This window comes from Haloferax marisrubri, from assembly GCF_001469875.2.
Taxonomy (GTDB): Archaea; Halobacteriota; Halobacteria; order Halobacteriales; family Haloferacaceae; genus Haloferax; species Haloferax marisrubri.
Window position 1 is genome coordinate 175,334 of the sequence record NZ_LOPW02000005.1, and the last position, 23,157, is coordinate 198,490.

25 protein-coding genes and 1 tRNA gene are annotated in these 23,157 nt (G+C 67.2%); 16 read left to right on the top strand and 10 right to left on the bottom strand.

What is annotated here, in order from left to right; all coding sequences use genetic code 11:
- Positions 1-132 precede the first annotated feature (132 nt).
- Complete coding sequence (gene idsA3, locus AUR65_RS05355; protein ID WP_058569037.1) at positions 133-1,179, bottom strand: geranylfarnesyl diphosphate synthase; 1,047 nt, start codon at positions 1,177-1,179, stop codon at positions 133-135.
- Positions 1,179-2,531 (bottom strand): ribonuclease J, encoded by a 1,353-nt coding sequence (locus AUR65_RS05360; RefSeq protein WP_004974618.1) that lies wholly within the window; start codon positions 2,529-2,531, stop codon positions 1,179-1,181. Before AUR65_RS05360 ends, idsA3 begins: the two co-directional genes overlap by 1 nt.
- A gap of 384 nt (positions 2,532-2,915) precedes the next feature.
- Between AUR65_RS05360 and AUR65_RS05365 the strand changes: the two genes are divergently transcribed.
- From AUR65_RS05365 to purF, 3 genes are all read left to right on the top strand, one after another.
- Positions 2,916-3,146, top strand: coding sequence for an LSM domain-containing protein (locus tag AUR65_RS05365; RefSeq protein ID WP_004042938.1), 231 nt, complete (start codon positions 2,916-2,918; stop codon positions 3,144-3,146).
- Positions 3,143-3,319, top strand: a complete 177-nt coding sequence (locus AUR65_RS05370; RefSeq protein ID WP_004042936.1) for a 50S ribosomal protein L37e — start codon at positions 3,143-3,145, stop codon at positions 3,317-3,319. The genes AUR65_RS05365 and AUR65_RS05370 overlap by 4 nt, the downstream gene beginning before the upstream one ends.
- Positions 3,320-3,702: 383 nt before the next feature.
- A complete protein-coding gene (purF, locus tag AUR65_RS05375; protein WP_058569038.1) occupies positions 3,703-5,184 on the top strand; it encodes an amidophosphoribosyltransferase in 1,482 nt (493 codons plus the stop codon).
- A 336-nt stretch (positions 5,185-5,520) separates the two neighbouring features.
- On the opposite strand, the gene AUR65_RS05380 is transcribed toward purF, so the two are convergent.
- A complete protein-coding gene (locus tag AUR65_RS05380) occupies positions 5,521-6,081 on the bottom strand; it encodes a DUF420 domain-containing protein (RefSeq protein WP_058569039.1) in 561 nt (186 codons plus the stop codon).
- A 143-nt stretch (positions 6,082-6,224) separates the two neighbouring features.
- On the opposite strand from AUR65_RS05380, the gene AUR65_RS05385 reads away from it, so the two are divergent.
- The 4 genes from AUR65_RS05385 to AUR65_RS05400 all read left to right on the top strand — a co-directional run bounded on the left by AUR65_RS05385 (position 6,225) and on the right by AUR65_RS05400 (position 9,551).
- Positions 6,225-6,309 (top strand) — tRNA-Leu (locus AUR65_RS05385).
- A gap of 249 nt (positions 6,310-6,558) precedes the next feature.
- Positions 6,559-7,080, top strand: coding sequence for a helix-turn-helix domain-containing protein (locus AUR65_RS05390; protein WP_058569040.1), 522 nt, complete (start codon positions 6,559-6,561; stop codon positions 7,078-7,080).
- Positions 7,081-7,115: 35 nt separating this feature from the next.
- On the top strand, positions 7,116-8,306 hold the full coding sequence (locus tag AUR65_RS05395) for an alanyl-tRNA editing protein (protein WP_058569041.1): 1,191 nt from the start codon (positions 7,116-7,118) through the stop codon (positions 8,304-8,306).
- 99 nt (positions 8,307-8,405) lie between these two features.
- Complete coding sequence (locus AUR65_RS05400; protein ID WP_058569042.1) at positions 8,406-9,551, top strand: acyl-CoA dehydrogenase family protein; 1,146 nt, start codon at positions 8,406-8,408, stop codon at positions 9,549-9,551.
- A gap of 39 nt (positions 9,552-9,590) precedes the next feature.
- Here AUR65_RS05400 and AUR65_RS05405 read toward each other — a convergent pair whose 3' ends face one another.
- Entirely contained in the window at positions 9,591-10,004 is a 414-nt protein-coding gene (locus tag AUR65_RS05405) for a hypothetical protein (protein WP_058569043.1), read from the bottom strand.
- Positions 10,005-10,079: 75 nt separating this feature from the next.
- Here AUR65_RS05405 and AUR65_RS05410 point away from each other — a divergent pair, with 75 nt between their 5' ends.
- The 3 genes from AUR65_RS05410 (at position 10,080) to AUR65_RS05420 (ending at position 11,761) form a co-directional block, all read left to right on the top strand.
- Positions 10,080-10,634, top strand: a complete 555-nt coding sequence (locus AUR65_RS05410; protein ID WP_058569044.1) for an HAD family hydrolase — start codon at positions 10,080-10,082, stop codon at positions 10,632-10,634.
- Between the two features lie 207 nt (positions 10,635-10,841).
- Positions 10,842-11,255 (top strand): hypothetical protein, encoded by a 414-nt coding sequence (locus AUR65_RS05415; protein ID WP_058569045.1) that lies wholly within the window; start codon positions 10,842-10,844, stop codon positions 11,253-11,255.
- Between the two features lie 158 nt (positions 11,256-11,413).
- On the top strand, positions 11,414-11,761 hold the full coding sequence (locus AUR65_RS05420) for a DUF6249 domain-containing protein (protein WP_058569046.1): 348 nt from the start codon (positions 11,414-11,416) through the stop codon (positions 11,759-11,761).
- A 22-nt stretch (positions 11,762-11,783) separates the two neighbouring features.
- Here the strand turns inward: AUR65_RS05420 and AUR65_RS05425 are convergent, their stop codons facing one another.
- A complete protein-coding gene (locus AUR65_RS05425; RefSeq protein ID WP_058569047.1) occupies positions 11,784-13,289 on the bottom strand; it encodes an RtcB family protein in 1,506 nt (501 codons plus the stop codon).
- A gap of 87 nt (positions 13,290-13,376) precedes the next feature.
- Entirely contained in the window at positions 13,377-13,787 is a 411-nt protein-coding gene (locus AUR65_RS05430; RefSeq protein ID WP_058569048.1) for an archease, read from the bottom strand.
- A 171-nt stretch (positions 13,788-13,958) separates the two neighbouring features.
- Between AUR65_RS05430 and AUR65_RS05435 the strand changes: the two genes are divergently transcribed.
- The 3 genes from AUR65_RS05435 (at position 13,959) to AUR65_RS05445 (ending at position 16,634) form a co-directional block, all read left to right on the top strand.
- Positions 13,959-14,435: a GNAT family N-acetyltransferase gene (locus AUR65_RS05435; protein ID WP_058569049.1), complete on the top strand. Its 477-nt coding sequence runs from the start codon at positions 13,959-13,961 to the stop codon at positions 14,433-14,435.
- Between the two features lie 108 nt (positions 14,436-14,543).
- Positions 14,544-15,512, top strand: a complete 969-nt coding sequence (locus AUR65_RS05440; RefSeq protein ID WP_058569050.1) for a sugar phosphate isomerase/epimerase family protein — start codon at positions 14,544-14,546, stop codon at positions 15,510-15,512.
- A 3-nt stretch (positions 15,513-15,515) separates the two neighbouring features.
- A complete protein-coding gene (locus tag AUR65_RS05445; protein WP_058569051.1) occupies positions 15,516-16,634 on the top strand; it encodes a Gfo/Idh/MocA family protein in 1,119 nt (372 codons plus the stop codon).
- A gap of 51 nt (positions 16,635-16,685) precedes the next feature.
- On the opposite strand, the gene AUR65_RS05450 is transcribed toward AUR65_RS05445, so the two are convergent.
- From AUR65_RS05450 to AUR65_RS05460, 3 genes are all read right to left on the bottom strand, one after another.
- Complete coding sequence (locus AUR65_RS05450) at positions 16,686-17,534, bottom strand: translation initiation factor eIF-2B (protein WP_058569052.1); 849 nt, start codon at positions 17,532-17,534, stop codon at positions 16,686-16,688.
- A gap of 127 nt (positions 17,535-17,661) precedes the next feature.
- Entirely contained in the window at positions 17,662-17,898 is a 237-nt protein-coding gene (locus AUR65_RS05455) for a DUF5822 domain-containing protein (protein ID WP_058569138.1), read from the bottom strand.
- Positions 17,899-18,029: 131 nt separating this feature from the next.
- A complete protein-coding gene (locus tag AUR65_RS05460; RefSeq protein WP_058569053.1) occupies positions 18,030-18,536 on the bottom strand; it encodes a type IV pilin in 507 nt (168 codons plus the stop codon).
- Between the two features lie 142 nt (positions 18,537-18,678).
- Between AUR65_RS05460 and panB the strand changes: the two genes are divergently transcribed.
- Positions 18,679-19,488 (top strand): 3-methyl-2-oxobutanoate hydroxymethyltransferase, encoded by an 810-nt coding sequence (gene panB / locus AUR65_RS05465; protein WP_058569054.1) that lies wholly within the window; start codon positions 18,679-18,681, stop codon positions 19,486-19,488.
- A gap of 33 nt (positions 19,489-19,521) precedes the next feature.
- Here panB and AUR65_RS05470 read toward each other — a convergent pair whose 3' ends face one another.
- Positions 19,522-20,304 carry an alpha/beta fold hydrolase gene (locus AUR65_RS05470; protein WP_058569055.1) on the bottom strand — a complete coding sequence of 261 codons (783 nt, stop codon included), beginning with the start codon at positions 20,302-20,304 and terminating at the stop codon, positions 19,522-19,524.
- 251 nt (positions 20,305-20,555) lie between these two features.
- Between AUR65_RS05470 and AUR65_RS05475 the strand changes: the two genes are divergently transcribed.
- Both AUR65_RS05475 and AUR65_RS05480 read left to right on the top strand, forming a co-directional pair.
- Entirely contained in the window at positions 20,556-20,807 is a 252-nt protein-coding gene (locus AUR65_RS05475) for an Hsp20/alpha crystallin family protein (RefSeq protein ID WP_004042888.1), read from the top strand.
- Positions 20,808-23,072: a CDC48 family AAA ATPase gene (locus tag AUR65_RS05480; RefSeq protein ID WP_058569056.1), complete on the top strand. Its 2,265-nt coding sequence runs from the start codon at positions 20,808-20,810 to the stop codon at positions 23,070-23,072.
- Positions 23,073-23,157 lie beyond the last annotated feature (85 nt).

Here is a 23,157-nt window from a genome sequence, read left to right on the forward strand (position 1 = left end):
AAGGGTCCTCGCGCGGGCAGGGGTACGTGAAATGTTAGCACTTCAGAGTAAATATGAGTTACGGCGGAACTCGGGGACGGAACGACCGAAGAAGAGATTCTCGCGGCCGCGGTTCGCGGCGACGCCGCGCGCTCAGTAGCCGCGGGTGATGAGGTAGTCCGCGATGTCGCGGAGCAGGTCGCGGGCCTCGTTTTCCGGGAGGACGTCGAGTCGCGACTTGGCCTGTTCGGTGAGGTCTTCGGCCATCTCGCGGGCGTAGTCGATGCTGCCCGCCTCGTTCAGTTCGGCGACGGCGGCCTCGACGGCTTCCTCGGTGAGTTCCTCGGCCGTCTCGACGTCGACGAGGTCGTCCACGTCGATGCCCTGCTGGCGCGCGTGGAGGGAGATGATGGTCTCTTTGTTCTCCACGAGGTCGGAACCGCGCTGTTTGCCGAGCTGTTCCGACGGCACGGTCAGGTCGAGCACGTCGTCCTGAATCTGGAACGCGCTTCCGGACTCGATGCCGTACTGGTAGAGCGCCTCGACGACCTCGTCGTCGGCGCCCATGATGACGGCGGGGACGGCGGCCGCGGTCCCGTAGAGGACGGCCGTCTTCAGTTCGACCATCTGGAGGTACTCGTCGGGGAGCACCTCGGTGCGGCGCTCGAACTCGATGTCGAGCGCCTGCCCCTCGCAGATCTGCGTGCAGGTGGTCGCGAGTCGGCGGACGGCCTCGAGGCCGTCGGCGGGGTCAGCGCCGGTCTTCGTCAGGAGTTCGAACGCCTTGGCGTACAGCGTGTCGCCGGCGAGGATGGCGGTCGAGTTGTCGTACTCCTTGTGGACCGCCGGAACGCCGCGACGGAGGTCGTCGTCGTCCATGATGTCGTCGTGGATGAGCGTGAACGACTGGATGACCTCGATGCTCACGGCCGCGACCATCACGTCGATGGGGTCGCCCGCGAGCGTCGGGAACGCCCGGTAGTCCTCCGACATCGGTTCGACGTCCGCGAGCGACTCCGCGGTCAGGAGTGAGACGGTCGGCCGAAGGCGCTTGCCGCCGGCTTTCAGGAGGTACCGTGAGGCCTCGTAGAGCCGCTCGGGCTCGGCCATCGGTACGTCCTCGTCGAGCGCGTCGTTGACGAGTTCGCGTCGCTCGCGAATCGCCTCGAGCACCCGCTTTTCCGTCGCGTCGGGAGTCATCACTCCACCAGCTGAATCATGTTGCCGTTCCGCGTGACGTGGACGTCGCGACCGAGGGCGTAGCCCTGACTCTCCGCGAGGTCCACGTACGGAGCGAAGCCTTTCAGGTTCTGGTGAGCCGGGATGACGTGCTGGGGCTGGAGCGCCTGCAGCATCTCGTAGTGCCCCTCCTCGCGGAGGTGGCCCGAGACGTGAATCTCGTCGTAGATGCGCGCGCCCTGCATGCGCAGGAGGCGCTCGGACTGGTAGCGCTGGCCCTCGTTCGTCGGCTCCGGGATGACCCGCGCCGAGAAGATGACCTTGTCGCCGTCGTCAATCTCGTACGGCGTCTCGCCGCGGCCCATGCGGGTGAGCATCGCGCGCGGCTCGCCCTGGTGGCCCGTGACGATGGGCAGGTAGTTCTCCTTGCCCTCCTTCATGATTCGCTTGAAGGTGCGGTCGACGGACTTGCGGTGGCCGTACATCCCGAGGTCGTCGGGGAGGTCGACGAAGCCGAGGCGCTCGGCGGTGCCGGAGTACTTCTCCATCGAGCGGCCGAGGAGGACCGGCTGGCGGCCGATGTCCTTGGCGAACTCGACGAGCGAGGAGACCCGGGAGATGTGCGACGAGAACGTCGTCGCCACGATGCCGCCGTCGTAGTCCTCGACGGAGGTCATCACGTCTTTGAGGTGGCGGCGCGCGACGGACTCGGAGGGCGTGCGGCCCTTCCGGCCGGCGTTCGTACAGTCTTCGATGTACGCGAGCACGCCGTTGCCCTCGCGACCGATCTCGCGGAAGCGCTTCATGTCGATGGGGTCTTCGAGGACCGGCGAGTGGTCCATGCGCTTGTCGAGACCGTAGACGACAGCGCCCTCGGGCGTGTGGACGACCGGGTTGATGGCGTCGATGATGGAGTGAGTGACGTGGACGAACTCGAGTTCCACGTTACCGGAGTCGCCGATGGACATCGTCTCGCCGGCTTCCATCTTGACGAGGTCGTTGTTGACGTTGAACTTGTTCTCGCCCTCGATCTGCTGTTTCACCAGTTCGATGGTGAAGGGCGTGGCGACGACGGGGGCGTCGTAGCGGTGGGCGAGCTTGGAGATGGCACCGATGTGGTCGAGGTGACCGTGCGTGGGGACGATGGCCTGCACGTCTCCTTCGAGGTCGCTCATGACCCGGTCGTCCGGGATAGCGCCCATGTCGATGAGGTCGAGGCTGTGCATCTTCTCGGTCTCGACGTTGTCGTGGATGAGGACCTGCGACAGGTTGAGACCCATGTCGAAGACGACGACGTCGTCTCCGGCACGGACGGCCGTCATCTGACGGCCGACTTCTTCGTATCCGCCTATGGTTGCGATTTCGATTTCCATGGTTTGTGTGTCTCGATATTCCGAGCATCGAAAGCCACGATGTGGCGAAGGTGCTCACGGAAAGACGGGTGTCTGGGGGCCACCGGCCCCGGCGTCTTGCAGCTCGTCGGTCGAATGACCCCGCGTACGAGACGGCCCGAACCGGTCGATTTGGGCGCGCCCGCACTTACCCGCGGGTTTCTGGTACTGAGTTCTACTCACGGGGGTACTAAAAACTACGTGGGTTCACCGCGCCCGCACGCTCGGGCCCGTGAGAGAACATCTCGCGTGAGGTGCGGTGTCACCCGGTTCGGCGACGAGTTTGCCCCGGAACGACCGGGGCCGACGGCCATCGCGTACTGTCGGTCCGGCACATTTAAGACAACTACGAGACGGATTTGATGCATGAGCGGCCGACCTCTCGACGTCCTCGAAGCGTCACTCGACGAGCCGGTGACGGTTCTCCTCAAGGACGGAAACGCGTACTTCGGCGTCCTCGCTGGTTACGACCAGCACATGAACGTCGTACTTGAAGAAGCGCTGGACGAAGACACCGTGCCCGGGGATATCGAACTCGAGCAAGTCCAAGACACAACCATTATACGCGGCGATAACGTCGTCACCATCAAAGCATGACGGGTGCAGGAACCCCCAGCCAAGGAAAGAAGAACAAGACGACGCACGTCAAGTGCCGTCGCTGCGGCGAGAAGTCCTACCACGTGAAGAAGAAGGTCTGCTCGTCTTGCGGCTTCGGTAAGTCGAAGAAGCGTCGGAGCTACGCCTGGCAGTCGAAGTCCGGCGACAACTAACGACTCTCGACGGTCTCTGACCGTCTCTGTCTTCTCTCTCGCCGCAGACGGCGAGAACGAACCCGCGTTCCTGACTCCCGGTTCGTTTTCGACCCCGTGACACTCGCTAGCACCGAGTACGGCGTCGCCTCGGCACCCTTGACTCGCGTTCAGATTCTGTCACCAGTTTCGCTGACCATTCCTACCCGCTGAGCCGTCGCTGTCCTCGCGGGCGACGAGGCCAGCCACGGATGAGTCGGTTCTGTTCTCGTCTGGTCGCGCGCCATCTCGCAGTCGCCGACTCGAACCGAGTTATGCACTCATGTGCATATTTCCCGGTTTCGGAACCCGTCGTTACTGCATAAGGACGGGTTTTTTACCCCCTCGACTCTCTACCATCTTCCATGGTAACTGGGCGGGACGACTCCCACCACCACATCGGCGGACCGACCGAGAAGTGCGGTGTCGTCGGCGTCGCACTCGGCGGTCGAGACGCCGCACGACCCCTGTACTACTCGCTGTACGCCCTCCAGCATCGGGGCCAAGAGTCCGCAGGCATCGTCACCCACGACGGGTTCCAACAGCACAGTCACGTCCAGATGGGTCTCGTCGGCGACGCGTTCGACGCCGACGACCTCGACGGCCTGAAGGGCGAGGCCGGCATCGGTCACGTCCGCTACCCCACCGCGGGCGACGTGTCGAAGTCGTGCGCCCAGCCGTTCGCCGTCTCCTTCAAGTCGGGGTCGCTCGGCCTCGCGCACAACGGCAACCTCGTCAACGCCGACGAACTCCGCGACGAACTGGAGAACTTCGGTCACGCGTTCACCTCCACGGGCGACACCGAGGTCATCGCCCACGACCTCGCGCGCAACCTCCTCGAAGAGGACCTCGTCCGCGCTGTCAAGCGGACCATGGAGCGCATCCACGGCTCGTACGCGCTCACCATCATGCACGACGAGACGGTCCTCGGCGTGCGCGACCCCGAAGGAAATCGTCCGCTCTGCATCGGGAAACTCGACGACGGCTACGTGCTCGCCTCCGAGTCGGCCGCCATCGACACGCTCGACGGCGAACTCGTCCGCGACGTGAAACCGGGCGAACTCGTCGTCCTCGACCCCGACGGAAGCGGCTTCGACTCGTATCAACTGGTCGAACGCGACAACACGGCCCACTGCTTTTTCGAACACATCTACTTCGCCCGCCCGGACTCCGTGATGAACGACACGCTCGTCTACGAGGTCCGCCGCGGACTCGGCCGGAAACTCTGGGAGGAAAACGGCGTCGACACCGACGTTGTCATGCCCGTCCCCGACTCGGGCCGCGCGTTCGCCTCCGGCTACGCCGAGGCCGCACAGGAAGACGACGCGACCGTCGAGTTCGCCGAGGGGCTGATGAAGAACCGCTACGTCGGCCGGACGTTCATCATGCCGACCCAAGACGAGCGCGAGCGCGCCGTCCGCCTGAAGCTCAACCCCATCAAGAGCACCGTCGAGGGCAAGTCCGTGACGCTCATCGACGACAGCATCGTCCGCGGGACGACCTCGAATCAGCTCGTGCAACTGCTGTACGACGCCGGCGCGACCGAGGTGCACATGCGCATCGGCGCGCCGCCCATCGTCGCGCCCTGCTACATGGGTATCAACATGGCCACCCGCGAGGAACTCATCGCCTCGGACAAGTCCGTCGAGGAGGTCCGCGACACCATCGACGCCGACAGCCTCGGCTACCTCTCTATCGACGCCGTCGCCGAGGTGCTCGAAAAGTCCCGCGCCGACCTCTGTCTCGGTTGCGTCACCGGCGAGTACCCCTACGACATCGACGGCGAGGAGACCGACCGCGACGTGAGTCGTCCCGTGGTCGGTGCCGAAGCGCCGCTGAGCGACTGAGTCTCACCCGTTTCGTCCCCCCGACCTATCGCTTCGTCTGACAGTCACCGTGAGCCTCGATAGCATAGTCAACGCGGCCTTTCTTTTCTCTCGCGCCCGTGGTTCGAACTGTACTCCGACTCGCCGAGGACCGGGTTGCGAGCGGAGTACGGAGTGCGAATCGACGGGGCGGTGGAACGCCGCGGGAGGGCCCGCACGCCCCGTCTCTGTGACCTGCCGGTCGCACCACGTACTACCGCCCGTCCGAACCAACGGCCCTCGGGCCGCGCCCCGCCGCGGGCGTCGGACGGGTACTCCCTTTGAACGCCGGAGCGGCGGCGCTCGCCGACTCCCGGCTCAGTAGACGACGTAGAGGAGGACGTAGACGACGTTTCCGAGGACGAACGAGACGAGCCATAGCGACGCGGCGACCCGGCCGAACCGCGCGTGTTCGGTGCCGAAGACTTCGGTTATCGGTCGCGTCAGCGCCAACAGCAGGACGTAGTAGACGACGGGGACGCAGACGACGGCGAGGAGGATGTGAATCGCCAGCGTCGGGAGGTAGACGAACTGGTAGACTGCGTCGGGGCCGGGGAACTCGGCGGTCCCCTGGACGACGACCTTGTAGAGATAGAGGACGAGGAACGTCGCGAAGAGGAGGAACGACGTGAGCATCATACGCCGGTGGCGCTCGAGTTCGCCGCGGCGGACGAACCGGACGCCGGCGAGGATGGTGACGATGGCGACGGTGCTGATGACCGCGTTCACGTGCGGAATCGCGTTCAGCAGGGCCTCCGACGCGGTCGGAATCGCGGCGCGGGGAATCGCGCCGAGCGCCGCGCCGAAGACGAGCGCGAGCGACAGCACCGAGAGGAGAGCGGTCAGTCCGCGGACGTGGTCGCGTGCTCGGAACTCCATAGGCGTACCCCGGTGCCGCGAGGCCAAAATCGTTCGGTCGCCCGCCCGCGGTACGGCGCCTGCAAACGCCCGACATTGCCGAGTCGAAAGGAAAGTCATTTAAATTACCACGGGGTAAACGAGAGTGCAGTAAGACACAGCGAGCGTGGGTAGCCAAGCCAGGCCAACGGCGCAGCGTTGAGGGCGCTGTCCTGTAGAGGTCCGCCGGTTCAAATCCGGTCCCACGCATCGCAAGATGCAGGTGACGTCCCTACACGGACATCACCCACGCACAATCCTTCCACGAAACTACACCCCAGAGAGGAACACCTCTCTGGATTTCTCTGACCCGCTTGCCGGTGAGATGCGTCTCGCTCGCGATTCACCGCTCTGAGCGCCTCGTTATTTACCGGTCAGCGGCCGTGCCGACTCCGGATTCGAGCACCGGCGTCAGCGCCGTGCCGCGAGTTTAAAAGGGTCGAACGAGTAACACGGGGCATGGCCAAGTACTCGACCAACCGGGGCGGTGGTGGCGGCGACGGCGACAGTTGCGAACTCTGCGGTCGCAGCACCGCGAAGCTCCGGCGTGCGAACGTGGCCGGCGCGGACCTGCTCGTCTGCCCGGACTGCGCGCCGCACGGCGAGAACCGCCACGCGGACCGAAAGAGCGAGTCGACCGACGCCTCGCGCGACGGTTCCGAGCGGAACCGCAAGAAACGCGCCGCCCAGCGGACGGCCAAGATGTACGACAGCGCGAAAGGGGACTCCAAACACTGGGAGGAGAAGGGAACGAACTACGAGAAAGACCGGCTTCCCTACCTCGTCTCCGGCTACGGCGGCGTCGTCGAGTCCGCCCGGCAGGACGCCGGCCTCCAACTCGCCGACCTCGCCGACGAACTCGACCTCGACGAGAAGCAACTGCTCGCCATCGAGCAGGGCCGCGCCACCCGGGCGAACGTCGGCGGCTCGGCCATCCGCGCCCTCGAAGAGCGACTCGACGTGACCCTCGTCGACGAGTAGCACGATTTTTCTCGGTCGGGCGTCTCGACGCGCATATGTCCGACTCACTCGCACCCGAGTCCCCGACGGTCCGGGCGTTCGACGCGACGGTGACGCGCGTCGACGGTCGGTCGGTCGTTCTCGACGAGACGTACTTCTACCCCGAAGGCGGCGGTCAGCCCGCGGACCGGGGCGTTCTCGGCGGCGTCGACGTCGAACACGTCCGCACGGACGCCGACGGCGCGGTCGTCCACGACCTCGCGGCCGACCCCGACTTCGCCGCTGGCGACGAGGTGACCGGCGTCGTCGACGACGACTTCCGGACGTACTGCATGCGGGCGCACACCGCGAGTCACGTTCTCTACGGCGCGGGTCGCCGCATCTTCGACGACCTCGGCTACGGCGGCTTCGACATCTCCGCGGAGAAGGTCCGCGTCGACTTCGAAACCTCGACCGAGGTCGACGACGACGCGCTCGTCGAACTGGAGCGCCTCGTCAATCGAGCGGTGTGGAACAGCCGCGAGGTGTCGTGGGAGGAGATACCCGTCGCGGACGCCCGCGAGCGCGAGGAGATCGCGTTCAACGTCAAGACCGAGGAGGGCGTCTTCGCCGACTCCGAGTCGGTGCGGGTCGTCTCAATCGACGGTTGGGACTGGGCGGCCTGCGGCGGGACGCACGTTTCGAACACCGTCGAAATCGGGCCGGTCGAGGTGCTCGACCGGTCGAACCCCGGCGAGGGACTCACCCGCGTCGAGTTCGCGGTCGGCGCCTCGGCCATCGACCGCCGCGCCGCAGTCCGCGGGTCCGCCTACGAGGCCGCCCGAGCGCTCGGGACGAACCTCGACGGCCTCGGAGAGTCAGCCGCCACCGCCGCGGCCGCGCGCGAAGAACTGGAGTCCGAACTCGCCGACCTCAAGTCCGAGGTACTGCGCTCCCGACTCGCGGACTTCGAGACGGTCGAACGCGACGGGCTGACGTGGAAAGTCGGTGCAGTCTCGGGCTTCGACGCGAACGAGGTCGGCGACGCGGCCAAGGAGGCCCGCGACGGTGCGGACGTGCTCGTCGCCGTCGGCGAGTCCGACGCGCCGTTCGTCGTCGTCGCCAGCGCCGGCGACGCGGCCGCCGGCGACGTCGTCGCCGAGGTGACAGACGAGTTCGGTGGGGGCGGCGGCGGGGGACCGACGTTCGCGCAGGGCGGCGGCCTCGGCGCACCGGCCGACGAGGTGCTGGCGTACTTACGCGACTGAGTGGAGTCCCGCAGAGCGGGCGAGACTGTGGCGTGCTGACGCCCGACGGACGACCGGCAGTTCAATCATCTTTTTCAATGATGGTCCGTACTCATCACCATGGAAACCGTAGGGTCTGCCACGGGTCTGACCGACGAGCAACGGGCCATCCGCGACGTGGTCCACGAGTTCGCCGTCGAGGAGATTCGCCCGACCGCGCGCGAGGCCGACGAGACGGAGACGTTCCCCGAGGACGTGTGGGACGGCCTCGCCGAACTCGACCTGACCGGGCTGACCGTCCCCGAGGAGTACGGCGGGTTCGGTGCCGACCGCGCCACCTACGCCGTCGTCAACGAGGAGGTCGCCTACGGCCAACTCGCCGTCGCCACCGCGCTCTCCGTGCACTGTCTCGCCACCGAGTGCATCGCCGAGTTCGCCACCGAAGAGCAGAAAGAGACGTGGCTCCCGGAGATGGCCCGCGGCCGGCCGGTCGGTATGTTCGGCCTCTCCGAGCCGGACGCCGGGTCGAACCCCGCGGAGATGTCGACGGTTGCCCGACGAGAGGGCGACGAGTACGTCATCAACGGGAAAAAGCAGTGGATAACGAACGGCCAGCGCGGCGGCGTCTGCATCCTCTTCGCCAAGACCGACCCGGACGACCCGTCGTCGGTCACGCAGTTCCTCGTCCCGAAGGAGGCCGGCTACGAGGTCGGGAAGAAAGAGGAGAAACTCGGCCTCCGCGCGTCCGACACGACAGCGCTCATCTTCGACGACGTGCGTATCCCGGCCGAAAACCGACTCACCGAGGAGGGTAAGGGCCTCTCAGCGGCCTTCCGAATCCTGACCGGCGGCCGCATCGGCATCGCCTCGCAGGCCGTGGGACTCGCGCAGGCCGCACTCGACGACGCCATCGACTACGCGAACGAGCGCGAGCAGTTCGACAAGCCCATCTCGAAGATTCAGGCGATTCGCCACAAAATCGCCGACATGGGCACGCAGGTCCACGCCTCGCGGATGCTCGTCCGCGAGGCCGCCCGCGTCGCCGACGCCGGCGACGACCCGCGGACCGCGGCGTCCATCGCGAAGTACTTCGCCAGCGAGGCCGCGGTCGACGTGACCAACGAGGCCGTGCAGGTCCACGGCGGCTACGGCTACACCACCGACTTCGACGTGGAGCGCTACTACCGCGACTCGAAGATTACGACCATCTACGAGGGGACCAGCGAGATTCAAAAGGAGATTATCGCGCGGTCGCTCCTCGACTGAACGGGCGAACCGGCCTCTTTTTTCAGCCAGTCGAGTCGCTTACGGACTCCGGGCGAGCGTCGGCAGCCCTCGCTCGCGGACCACGTCGACGCCGGCGACGCCCGCGAGGAGGAGACACCCGACGAGCGTCACCCACGCGCCGACCGCAGAGACGAACGTCTCGTCCCACAACTGGATGAACCGCAGGACTGCGACGGTCCCGACGACGCCGACGACGAGTTCCGCGCGCCGGGAGCGCCGTCCGGCGAGCGCGGCCACGGAGAGCAGGACCACCGTCGGGAGGAGGACGACGCCGTGGGCGAGTTCCAGCCCGTTTCCCATCCCGCCGTAGTAGACGGAGATGACCGGACCCTCGTGGGCCGGGTCGACCTGTATCCACGGGAGGAAGACGCCGACCGCGACGACGAGCGACGGGAGGACGGGGGCGAGACGTTCGCGGAGCGGGAATTCCATACCGGAGGCGACGCCGGTTTTCGGTATAGGCCTTCTCCCGAAGCGTCTTTTCCCCGCGGTGCCCTACTGCGGGCAATGACGCTCCCCGACCTCTCGGCGTTCGACGCGGTCGTCTACGACCTCGACGGCACGCTCGTGCACCTCCGCGTCGACTGGAACGACGCCGCTCGCGACGCCGCGACCGTCCTGCGGGACGCCGGCGTCGACGCCGACTCGCTGGACCTCTGGAAGATGCTCGACGCGGCCGACGAGGCCGGCGTCCGCGACGAATTGGAGCGGGAGCTCGCGGCCCACGAGCGGGAGGGCGCGTGGGTCTCAGACCGCCTCCCGCTCGCGGACCACCTCGCCGACGACGGCGTCCCCTCCGGCGTCTGCTCGCTCAACGCCGAGGACGCCTGCCGGGTCGCGCTCGACGTGCACGACCTCGCGACCCACGTCGACGCCGTCGTCGGCCGCGACACCGTGGCGACGCAGAAGCCCGACCCGGAGCCGTTGCTCACGACGCTCGAACGCATGGCGGTCGACCCCGACTCGGCCGTGTTCGTCGGCGACTCGGCCCGCGACGAGGTGACGGCCGACCGCGCCGGCGTCGCCTTCAGATACGTCGATGGCGGTCCCTCCGGGGTCTGAGCGAGTCCGAACGAACAGGGACGGACCAGGGGAGGCAGGGACAGGATAGGGGCGAACAGGCGGCACGTCCGCTCCGCCGGGCGTCGTGCCGCGCTCCCGCGTCTCGCCCGGCGGCGATGCTCAACGCACGGGGGCGCTGGCCGCGGAATGCGTGATAAACCTCCGCCCCGGCGCGGGCGTTAAGCCCGCCGAGTCCTACGCTCACCCATGGGATTCCCCGTCTCGTACTACTGTCCGCACTGCGGCGCGGTCGTCGAACTCGAACGCGACGGCTATCTGGCCGACAAGTCGGTGACGCCGTACCCGCTCGAAGGCTGGTCGTACGCCGACCCGACCGACGGCTTCGAAGACGCCGAGGGCGTCCGGTTCTCCTGCGGCGAGAGCGACGCGCCCGGCCTGTCGTGGACCGATGACGTGGTCGACGCCGACGACGTGGAACAGCCCGGACTGTCGTCGCCGTGCGGTCGCGAGTTCTACCTCTCGTTCGTCAGATACGAGGACGGCCGCGAGGTCGAGGCGGTTCCCGAGAGCGACTACGTCGTCATCGGCGGTCGAGGTCCCTCGGGGCCGACCGGCCCCGGCGGACCGGACGCGGGACCGCGCGGTCCCGGCGGATTCTGAGCCCGCGTCCGCGACTCGCACGCACACTCGGTCGCCCGGTTGTTCGGTCGCCCGGCCGTCCGGTCATTCGATCATCCGGCCGTTCGACGGCGACACCGCTCACGTCGTGCGAGCACGCGTCAGCACGTATTCAATAGCTCACGCGGCGACTATCCACCATGGTTCCCATTCAGTCCACGTTCGGCCTCGGCGACGCGCTGTTCTTCGTGCCGTTCGTCTTCATCCTCGTCGTCGTCCTCGCGTTCGCCGGCGCGGTGGTCTATCTCGAACACAGAAAGGAGATGGCGCTCATCGAGCGCGGCCAGTACGACGAGGTCAGCCGCGACTCGCGGGCGTGGATTCTCGGCGGCGGCCTGCTCGTCCTCGCGCTCGGCCTCGGGAGCGTCGTCTCGGCGCTCCTCTCCGGCGGCGCGGTCGGCGACGGCGTGACCGCGGTGTTCGTCGGTCTCGCGGCGCTCGCGTACTACTTCTACAAGCGCCGCGCGGTCGGAACGACCGCCGCCTGAGCCGCGAAAAGCGGTCGGGAACTCAGCCCTTGATGTTGCAGACGGGGAACGTCCGCGCGACCTTGTCGCCGATGCCCAGTTCGTCGGAGACGCGGACGACCTCGTCGACGTCCTTGTAGACGCCCGGCGCTTCCTCGGCGACCGTCGCGCCCGACTGGGCCTTCACGTATATCTTCTCCTGCTCGCGGAGTTCGTCCTGCACCGTCTCGCCCCAGTACTCCTGTTTCGCCTTGGTTCGGCTCATGAGCCGGCCCGCGCCGTGGGCCGTCGAGCCGAAGGTGAGGTCGAGCGACTGGTCGCCGCCGCGGAGGACGTAGCTCCCCGCGCCCATGCTGCCGGGGATGATGACCGGCTGGCCCACGTCGGCGTAGGCGGGCGGCAGTTCGGGTCGGCCCGCGGGGAACGCCCGCGTCGCGCCCTTCCGGTGGACGTAGAGTTCGCGCTCCTCGCGCTCGACGGCGTCGCCGTCTCGCACAGGTCGCCCCTCCGGGTCGACCCCGACCTCGTGAACCTCCTTCTTGGCGATGTTGTGCGCCACGTCGTACAAGAGGCGCATCTCCATGTCGCGCCAGTCGCGGTCGAACACGTCGGCGAACACCTCGCGCGTGCGGTGCATGATGAGCTGTCGGTTCACCCACGCGAAGTTGATGGCAGCGCACATCGCGCCGTAGTACTCCTCGGCGAGTTCGGAGCCGGCGGGTGCGGCCGCGAGTTCCTTGTCCGGCAAGCCGTCGAGCAGGTCCTTGTGTTCCTTCTCGATGCGCCGGAGGTAGTCGGTGCAGGTCTGGTGGCCGAGGCCGCGGGAGCCGCAGTGGATGAGGACGACGATTTGGTCGGCTTCGAGACCGAACGACTCGGCCACGTCCTCGCGGTAGATGTCGGTGACGCGCTGGACTTCGAGGAAGTGGTTCCCGGAGCCGAGACTGCCGATTTGGTTGCGGCCGCGGTCTTTCGCCTTCTGCGAGACGAACTCGGGGCGGGCGTCGTCGCGGAAGCCCTCGTCCTCGCAGTGGGCGAGGTCGTCGTCCGTGGCGTAGCCGGCGTCGACCGCCCACTGCATCCCGCGGGCGAGGATGTCCTCGATGGTCTCGGCGTCGCCCTTGACGACGCCGCCGCCGCCGAGGCCCGAGGGGACGGCCTCGAACAGGGCGTCGACGAGTTCCTCCTCGTGGCCCTGGAGGTCCTCGTAGGTGAGGTTCGTCGTCATCATGCGGACGCCGCAGTTGATGTCGTAGCCGACCGCGCCGGGCGAGATACAGCCGTCCGTGGTGTCGGTCGCGCCGACGCCGCCGACGGGGAAGCCGTAGCCCTGGTGGCCGTCGGGCATGCAGATGGCGTGTTTGGTGATACCCGGCAGGTGCGTCGCGTTCCGCAGCTGTTCGAGCGTCTTGTCGTCGCCGATGTGGTCGAGCAGCGCCTCGGAGGCCAACACCCGCGCGGGGGCGTTCATCTCGCCCTCCTGCGGAATCTCCCAGACGTGCTCGCGAACTCGTCGCAGTTCGATGTCGCCGAACTCGCGCGTTTCCATACCGGGACAATCGACGCGCCGACTCAATAGGATTCCGTCACGCCGCGAGCGTCCGCGGCGCGCCGCGCGACCGTCGGTGACGACGGCTCACACGTCGAAGACGACGTACGCCTCCCAGCCGGCGTCGGTTTCCGCCAGTCGCATCTCCGAGTAGGTGACGGCCTTCACGTCGCGGGCGTCCACGTCGGCGAAGGGGACGCCCCGCGCGGACGCCTCGACGACCCACTCGTCGCCCGCTCGCCTGACGGTCGCCTCGTGGGCCGCGGGGAGGACGCCGCGCACGTCGCGCTCGTAGATGAGTTGGTCGAGGTAATCGAACAACAGCGCCTCGCGGCCCTCCGCGCGGACGGCGAACGAAAAGCGGTCGCCCGTCTCGGCGGGGTCGTCGCACATCGCGGCGGTGAGTCCGTCGGCGACGGCGGCGAAGACGGCTCCGAGGCTCTCGCCGTCGGCCTCGACTGCCACGTCGGCGGTGTGGTCGCGGAGCGTGAATCCCATACTGGAGGGAGAGACGCCGCCGACCCTCGTCCTTTCGGTCGGCCGCGCGCCTCGGGTCTCCGCGTTCTCGCACTATTCGTGTCGGTGAGCTATCCAATCGAATGGCGGCGGCCTCGACTTGGCGTCCTGACGGACGGTGGAGTTATATTCTCGCTCCGGCTACGACGGGACGTGAGCGTCAACGTGGAGATGCGGGTCGACGCCCCCGGCCAGCGCGAGTACGCCGAGGAGGCGTGGGACCTGAAAGAGCGGATTCGGGTCGATGAGGGGCTCCTGAAACAGCGACGGGGCTTCTTCATGGACGCCTACCGCCGGTCGAACACGTATCTCCTCTACGAGAACGACGCGCTCGTCGCGTTCGCCTCCACGCGGCGCGACGGCTACATCCTCTTTCTCGCGGTCTCGCCCGACGCCCGCGGCGAGGGCTACGGCAAGCGACTCGTCGCCGAGGTCGCCAAGGAACACCCGGTCGTGACCTGTCACGCCCGGACGACGAACACGAACGCGCTCGACTTCTACGAGAAGATGGGCTTCGAGGTCCGCCGCCGCATCGACAACTACTACGAGGACGGCGGGGCCGCGTTCTACCTCCGACTCGGCGAGGAAGCCGGCCTCCGAGAGAAGCTCTCGGAGTTCCTCCGCCGGTAACTGACCGACTGCACCGCATGCGACACCGATTCGAGAGCCGTCGCGCCGCGTCCCGTCCGGTTGCGCGTATCCTTAATTTTTATTCACTTCCTAGTATATGTGGTTGATATGTACATCGGAGTGCTCACTGTCCCGCTCGGAGACGAACCCCTCGACGACGCGCTCGATTATCTGTCCGGCGTCGGCGTCGACGGCGTCGAACTCGCCGTCGGCGGCTGGCCCGGCGAAGACCACGTCGACCGAAGCGCCGTCCTCGCGGACGAGGACGCGCAGGCCGACCTGCTCGATTCGGTCGAGAGCCGAGACCTGCAAATCAGCGCGCTCGCGACGCACAACAACCCGCTGCACCCCGTCGAGGAGACGGCCGCCGAGGCCGACACCGAACTCCGCGAGGCCATCGAACTCGCGGACGCCCTCGACGTGAACACCGTCACCTGTTTCTCTGGGCTCCCCGCCGGCGGCCCGAACGACGAGGTACCGAACTGGATTACTGCGCCGTGGCCGACCGAGCACGCCGACGCCCACGACTACCAGTGGGAGGTCGCCGTCGACTACTGGTCCGACCTCGCCGCGTTCGCCGACGACCACGGCGTGGACATCGCCATCGAGATGCACCCGAACATGCTCGTCTACGAGCCGACGGGCATGCTGAAGCTCCGCGAGGCGACCAACGAGCGCATCGGCGCGAACTTCGACCCCTCGCACCTCTACTGGCAGGACATCTCCATCACCGACGCGATTCGGTTCCTCGGCGAGGAGGACGCCATCCACCACTTCCACGCGAAGGACACGAAGGTGTACGAGTCCGAGTCGCGCATCAAGGGCGTCCTCGACACGGCCTCCTACGCGGACACCGCCGACCGCTCGTGGCTGTTCCGCTCTATCGGCTACGGCCACGACGAGGGCCACTGGAAGGACGTGGTCTCGACGCTCCGGATGGTCGGCTACGAGGGCGCGCTCTCCATCGAACACGAGGACGCGCTCACGTCGTCCAAGGAGGGTCTGGAAAAGGCCGTCGACGTGCTCTCGCGCGCTGTCTTCGAGACGCAACCCGGCGAAGCCTACTGGGCGGAGTAATTCATGACTGACAAACTTTCCGTCGGCGTCCTCGGCTACCGCTTCATGGGCAAGGCGCACTCCAACGCGCTCGCTCGCCTGCCGATGTTCTTCCCCGACGCGCCCGACGTGGAGCGCTCGGTCATCGTCGGCCGCGACGAGGAGGCGCTCGCCGACGCCGCCGACCGCTTCGGCTTCGAATCGACCGCCACCGACTGGCGCGACGTGGTCGACGACGTGGACGTGTTCTACAACCTCGGCCCGAACCACCTCCACGCCGAGCCCTCTATCGCCGCGCTCGAAGCCGGTGCCAGCGTCTTCTGCGAGAAGCCGCTCGCGCCCACGCTCGACGAGGCCGAAACGATGCGCGACGCCGCCCGCGCGGCCGACGGCGTCGCCGGCTGTGCGTTCAACTACCGTTTCGTCCCCGCCATCCGGTACGCGAAGGGACTCATCGAGGACGGTGAACTCGGCGAGATTCGACACGTCCGCGGGCGCTACCTGCAGGACTGGCTCGTCGACCCCGAAGCGCCGTGGTCGTGGCGGAACGATGCGGAACTCGCCGGCTCCGGTGCGCTCGGAGACCTCGGCGCGCACACGGTCGACCTCGCGCGCTTCCTCGTCTGCGACGCCGCGGGCGACATCGAACGCATCTCCGGCCACCTCCAGACGTTCGTCGACGAGCGGCCCGTCCCCGGTGGGGACGAGTACAAGCCCGTGACCGTCGACGACGCCTACACCGCGCAGGCCGAGTTCGGAAACGGCGCGGTCGGGAACTTCGAGGCCTCGCGCTTCGCCGACGGCCACAAGAACGACCACACCATCGAGATTCACGGCTCCGAGGGGAGCCTGCAGTTCTCGCTCGAACGCCTCAACGAACTGGAGGTAAAGACCGGCGACGCCCGCGGCTACGAGACGGTGCTCGTCACCGACGAGGACGACCCCTACCTCGACCACTGGTGGCCGCCGGGCCACGTCCTCGGCTGGGAGCACACGTTCGTCCACGAGAACTACGAGTTCCTGTCGGCGGTCGCCGAGGGCGGCGACTTCTCGCCCTCGTTCGAGGACGCCTACGAGGTCCAAGAGGTGCTCGACGCCATCGAGCGCTCCGACGAGACCGGCGAGTGGGTGAGCCTCGGCTGACGGGTCGAACGGAACGAAATTGAACCGGACCGCGGGCGACTCGCCGCCCGCTCAGAACTCGATGACGCCCTCGTCGGTGATGACCTCGTCGATGAGGTCCACCGGCGTGGCGTCGTAGGCGGGGTTCTCCAGTTCGATGCCCTCGACGGGTTCGAGCATGACCTCGCTGGGCGAGCGAATCTCGTTTTCGAAGCGGAAGCCGCCGTCGACGACCTTCGCGCCCGAGCCGACGACCGTGACCGGCACGCCGACCTCGTTGGCGGCGGCGACGAGCGGGAACGTCCCGATGCGGTTGTAGAGCGTCTCCTCGACGATGCAGTCCATGCCGATGATGACGCGGTCGCACTTCGGGAGGAACATCCCCGACGCGCCGTCGACCATCAGGTGCGGTTCGACCTCGTCGATGGCGGCGAGTTCGCGCGCGAACTTCCGGCCGAGGAAGCGCGGGCGGGCCTCCGTCACGTAGGCGGTGAGTTCCGCGCCGTCTGCGACGGCGATTTCGACGGCCTCCATGACCGTCGAGGAGTAGTCGTGGGTGAGGAACGTCTGGCCGTCCTCGATGGTCGCGGCCGCCTCCTGGGCCGCGCGGCGCTTGCCCGTCTCGACGGTCTCGACCACGCGGTCGATGGTCGCGAGGGTGAGTTCCCGCGCCTCGTCGAGGTCGTCGACCTCGCCTTGGACGCTGTGAAGCACGTCCTGCAGGGCGTTGTACAACGACGCGTGCGACGGGTTCGCCCGCTTGAGCGCGCCGACGTTCCGTTCGAGGTCGCGTTCGAACTCCTCGACGGTCGCGTAGTCGCGCTCGGTCAGTTCCGCGAGCGCCCGCGTGGCCTTGACGGCGACGACCGAGGAGCTGTGCGTCTGCATCTCGCGAATCTCCTCGATGGTCTCGTCTATCATACGAGAACGTCGCCGTATCGTGTGAAAGAGTTTCCGGGAGCGAGCGCCGTCGCGGGGGCGACTGTGACCTCGCCCCGGCGTCGCCTCGGTTGGTTCAGCCGCTTCGGTCGCTTCGGTCGCTTCGGCCTCAGTCCTCCGGGTCGATGTCGGTGTCCAGCTCCGCTTCGGGGGGCGTTCCGCCGTCGCCCGCGTTGGTCCGCTTGGCGTAGACGAACAGGGCGACGGCGGTCACGAACCAGATGACTGCGCCGACGCGAATCGCGAACTCGGCGCGCGCGCCCCACGTCTGGAGGCCGGCGTTGACGGAGAGGACCGCGACGATGGGCGACCCGACGAGAATCGTCGTGACGAAGGTCATCTGCATGACCCACCCGTAATCGACGCCGTCCGGATTCGAGCGCTCGACTGGTTGCACGGGTAGCAGTATCACGGCGGCGGCTAATGCGTGCCGGTTCGCGTTCGCGCCGCCTGCGCCCGATGCACGGCCCCGGGCGCTCAGCAGGCGTCGCTCTTCGAGGTCGGTTCGGTCGGAATCTCGTAGTCGACGAGAATGCTCGACGACCCGTCCTCGTGTTCGATGACGACCCGGTAGCGCTGGCCCGCCTCACAGATGGGATTCAGCGCGCTGTCGGAGCCGGCACCGTCGATGTGGGCGTACTCGCCCGCGGGGCCGACCGTCTCGCCGCCGGTCCACACGTCCTCCCACGCGATGCGGTTGTTGGCGTCGTCGACGACGAACACCCGACTGCCGTCTTCGATGCTCCCGAACTCGTGGGTGATGTTGATGTACGCGCCGTTCGCGCCGTTATCAGGCCCGGACGGGTGGTAGTCCACGTCGAACGACACCTGTGGTTGGGGCTCGGAGAGCACGTCCTCGAATCCCATCACCATCACGCCGACCATCGCGGCGAGGAGGACGACGATGACGACGAGGAGCGAGACGCCGACGACCGGCGAGATGCCGCGGGCCGAGCGGCGTCCGGAGGGGGACAAAGCGGGCATGCGTCGTTCGCACAGCCGCGTTCCCCGGAGTAAAGTGTTACTTCGGGGGAAGGTCGGGGAACTCGGGCGCGGCGACCGACCCTCCGGCGGTGCGCGGGGGCTGGCTGATAAGGCTGATAACCCGGACGCGCGAACGGCACGCATGGTCACGGTACGGTCCATTCGGGCGAAGGCTGGTAGCGAGCCCATCACGATGCTCACGGCGTACGACGCGCCGACCGCGAGCGTCGTCGACGAGGCGGGCATCGACGTCATCCTCGTCGGCGACAGCATGGGCAACACGGCGCTCGGCTACGACTCGACGCTCCCGGTGACCGTCGAGGACGTGGCGAGTCGGACCGCCGCGGTGGCGCGCGCGACCGACGACGCCCTCGTCGTCGCCGACATGCCGTTCCTTTCGGTCGGCGTGGACGAGGCGTCGAGCGTCGAACACTGCGGCCGGATGCTCAAGGAGGCCGACGCCGACGCGGTCAAACTGGAGTGCGGCCCTCATACCGTCGAGTTGACCGAACACCTCGTCCGCCTCGGCATCCCCGTGATGGCCCATCTCGGTCTGACCCCCCAGCGCGTCAAGGAGGTCGGCTACGGCAGGCAGGGCACCGACCGCGACGACGCACAGGAGATTCTCGCCCTCGCGGAGGCCCACGCCGACGCGGGCGCGTTCTCGCTCGTCCTCGAACACGTCCCGGCGAACCTCGCAAAACAGGTCACGGCGGCCATCGACATCCCGACTATCGGCATCGGCGCGGGCCCCGACTGCGACGGGCAGGTGCTCGTCGTCGACGACGTGGTCGGGATGAGCGACCGCACCCCGCCCTTCGCGGCCCAGTTCGGAGACGTAAAATCCGAGATGGAGAAGGCGGTCGGCGCGTACCGGGACGCCGTCGAGGCCGGCGAGTTCCCGGCCGACGAACACAGCCACGTCGAAGACGACCTCGACGAACTGTACTGAGGACGTTCGCGTCCGTATCCGCGCGGTTTCAGCTCACGCGACGCGGCGGTCGAGGAACGACTTCACGGCCTCGTTGAACGCCGCCGGTCGTTCGAGCATCGCGAGGTGCGCGGCGTCCTCGATTGTCCCGAGTTCGCAGTCGGGCATCGTCTCCGCGAGGTACTCGTGGTACGAAAGCGGCGTGAGGCGGTCGTACTCGCCGACGAGCGCGAGCGTCGGAACCGAGATCTCCCCGACTTCGTCGCGCACGTCGAAGGTGTGGCACGACCGGAAGTCGCGGCGGGTGACGGCCTGTCCGGCGTCGTACATCGCCGCTTTGGAGCCCTCGGCGAGTCGCTCGTCGTCGGTGTGGAACAGTTTGTCCTCGCCGTGGAGGAAGGAGACGGCGCGGTCGAAGTCGTCGTCGAGCCAATTCAGCAGGTCCGAGAGCACGGCGAGTTTCGCGCCCGTGCCCGCGAGGACCAGGGCGTCGAGGTCGAGGTCACGTTCGAGCGCGAGCGTCAGGACGACCGCGCCGCCGAGGGAGTTGCCGACGAGGACGCTCGCGTCGGTCTCCTCTGCCACGGCGACCACGTCGTCGACGTAGGCTGATAGCGTCTCGTAGCCGATGTCGGCGTCCACGTCGTCGCTGTCGCCGTGGCCGCTCAAGTCGAGCGCGGCGACCGGGTAGTCTCCCGCGAGGCGGAACTGGCCGCGCCAGACGCCGTGTGCGCCGCCGCTCCCGTGGACACAGAGGACCGTCGGTCCCTCTCCGCCCGCGTCGCGGTATCGATAGGCTGTCTCCCGTCCGTGGTGGTCCACCGAAGCCGTCTCCATGCCTCGAAACTGGTCGCCGCGAGCCAATAAACCCCCACGCCGGCACCGAGTTTTCGCCCGTGGTTCGCCGCGCCGACCGTGCGAGCGACTGCCGTGGCCACTAGTTTGACGTTACTCCGCCGCGAATAGCACGGTGAGGCGTGACGACTGTGAACCGCAATTCAACCGAAATGCGGCATATCGGTGTCGTCACCCGATTCGTCGGAGAAAGATTTATATACTTAAAACGCTAACCTTGGGTTAGACTTATCATGAGCATGCAACAGTTCGCCGGCGGGAACGAGCGGTTCATTCGCCGGTACGAATACGAAGACAGCTGGGTCATCGCGGCCGACGTGGGCCTCTCGGAAGACGAGGTCGACGTGGACATCGTCGGGTCGACGGCCATCGTCGTGGCCGACACCGGCGACCGCGTGACCGAGACGGAGTTCGAACTCCCCGCCGGCGGCGACGCCGACGTGGCGGTTCGAAACGGCGTGCTCACCATCACCCTCACCAAGTAAATGAAACTCATCGTCAAACCCCTCAAGCAGAAGGACGCCGGGCGCGGACTCGCAGCCATCGACCGAGCCGCGGCCGCGGAACTCGACCTCGAAGGCGGGGATTTCATCCGCATCGACGGTCCGAACGACGGGACCGCCATCGCTCGCGTCTGGCCCGGCTACCCCGAAGACCAGGGCACCGGCATCATCCGTATCGACGGTCGCCTCCGACAGCAGGCCGGCGTCGGCATCGACGACCGCGTGGACGTGGAGAAAGCCGACGTGAAACCCGCGAAGCGCGTCACCATCGCGCTCCCGCAGAACCTCCGCATCGGCGGCAACATCGGGACCTACATCCGCGACAAGCTCTCCGGACAGCCCGTGTCGAAGGGCCAGAGCGTCCAACTCCCGCTCGGCTTCGGCTTCATGAGCGCGTCGAACCAGTCGGTACCCATCAAAATCGCCTCGACGGACCCCGACGGGACCGTCGTCGTCACCGACAACACCGAGTTCCAGGTGAGCCAGAAGCCCGCCGAGCAGATTGCGGACTCCGCGCCGGGCGACGACGGCGGCCCCTCCGTCACTTACGAGGACATCGGCGGCCTCGACAAGGAGCTCGAACAGGTCCGAGAGATGATCGAACTCCCGATGCGCCACCCCGAGCTGTTCAAGCGCCTCGGCATCGAGCCGCCGAAGGGTGTCCTCCTGCACGGCCCGCCGGGCACGGGGAAGACTCTCATCGCGAAGGCCGTCGCCAACGAAATCGACGCCTCGTTCCACACCATCTCCGGCCCGGAGATCATGTCGAAGTACTACGGGGAGTCCGAAGAACAGCTCCGCGAAATCTTCGAGGAGGCCACGGAGAACTCGCCCGCCATCGTCTTCATCGACGAGATAGACTCCATCGCGCCCAAGCGTAGCGAGGCCGGCGGTGACGTGGAACGCCGCGTCGTCGCCCAACTACTGTCGCTCATGGACGGGCTCGACGAGCGCGGCGAGGTCGTCGTCATCGGCGCGACCAACCGCGTGGACGCCATCGACAACGCGCTCCGCCGCGGCGGCCGCTTCGACCGCGAAATCGAAATCGGCGTGCCGGACCGCGACGGACGCAAGGAGATCATGCAGGTCCACACGCGGAACATGCCGCTGACCGACGACGTGGACCTCGACGCCTACGCCGACAGCACTCACGGCTTCGTCGGGGCGGACCTCGAATCGCTGGCGAAGGAGTCGGCGATGCACGCCCTGCGGCGCATCCGGCCGCAGCTCGATCTCGACGCCGAGGAGATAGACGCCGAGGTGCTCGAAGGGCTCAAAGTCACGGAAGACGACTTCAGACAGGCGCTCAAGAGCATCGAGCCCTCGGCGCTCCGCGAGGTGTTCGTCGAGGTCCCCGACGTGACCTGGGAGGACGTGGGCGGACTCGAACCCACCAAGGAACGCCTCCGCGAGACCATCCAGTGGCCCCTCGAATACCCCGAGGTGTTCCAGCAGATGGACATGGACGCCGCCAAAGGCGTCTTGATGTACGGCCCGCCGGGCACGGGGAAGACCCTGCTGGCGAAGGCCGTCGCCAACGAGGCGGAGTCGAACTTCATCTCCATCAAGGGCCCCGAACTCCTGAACAAGTTCGTCGGCGAGTCCGAAAAGGGCGTTCGCGAGGTGTTCAAGAAGGCCCGCGAGAACGCCCCGACGGTGGTGTTCTTCGACGAAATCGACTCCATCGCGACCGAGCGCGGGCGCGACTCGTCGAGTTCGGGCGTCACCGAGCGCGTCGTCTCCCAACTGCTCACCGAACTCGACGGCCTCGAAGCGCTCGAAGACGTGGTCGTCATCGCGACGACCAACCGGCCGGACCTCATCGACTCGGCGCTCCTGCGCCCCGGCCGCCTCGACCGCCACGTCCACGTGCCCGTCCCCGACGAGGACGCCCGCCGCGCCATCCTCGACGTGCACACCCGCGAAAAGCCGCTCGCGGACGACGTGAACCTCGATAAAATCGCGTCGAAGACCGACGGCTACGTCGGTGCCGACCTCGAAGCGCTCGCCCGCGAGGCGTCGATGAACGCCTCCCGCGAGTTCATCCGCAGCGTCGAAAAGGAGGACATCGGCGAGAGCGTCGGGAACGTCCGCGTGACGATGGAGCACTTCGAGAACGCCCTCGACGAAATCGGCGCGAGCGTCACCGACGACGTGCGCCGCCGCTACGAGGAAATCGAAGAGCGCTTCCAGAAGAGCGAGGTCGAACGCGACCGCGAGACGGAAGTCGGTCGCACCTTCCAGTAAGCGCCTCGTAACGCCCCTTCAGACGTTTTTCGAACGCGTCCCAGCCACTGAGCGACGGCGATTGTTCTCCCCGCCACCCGTCCGG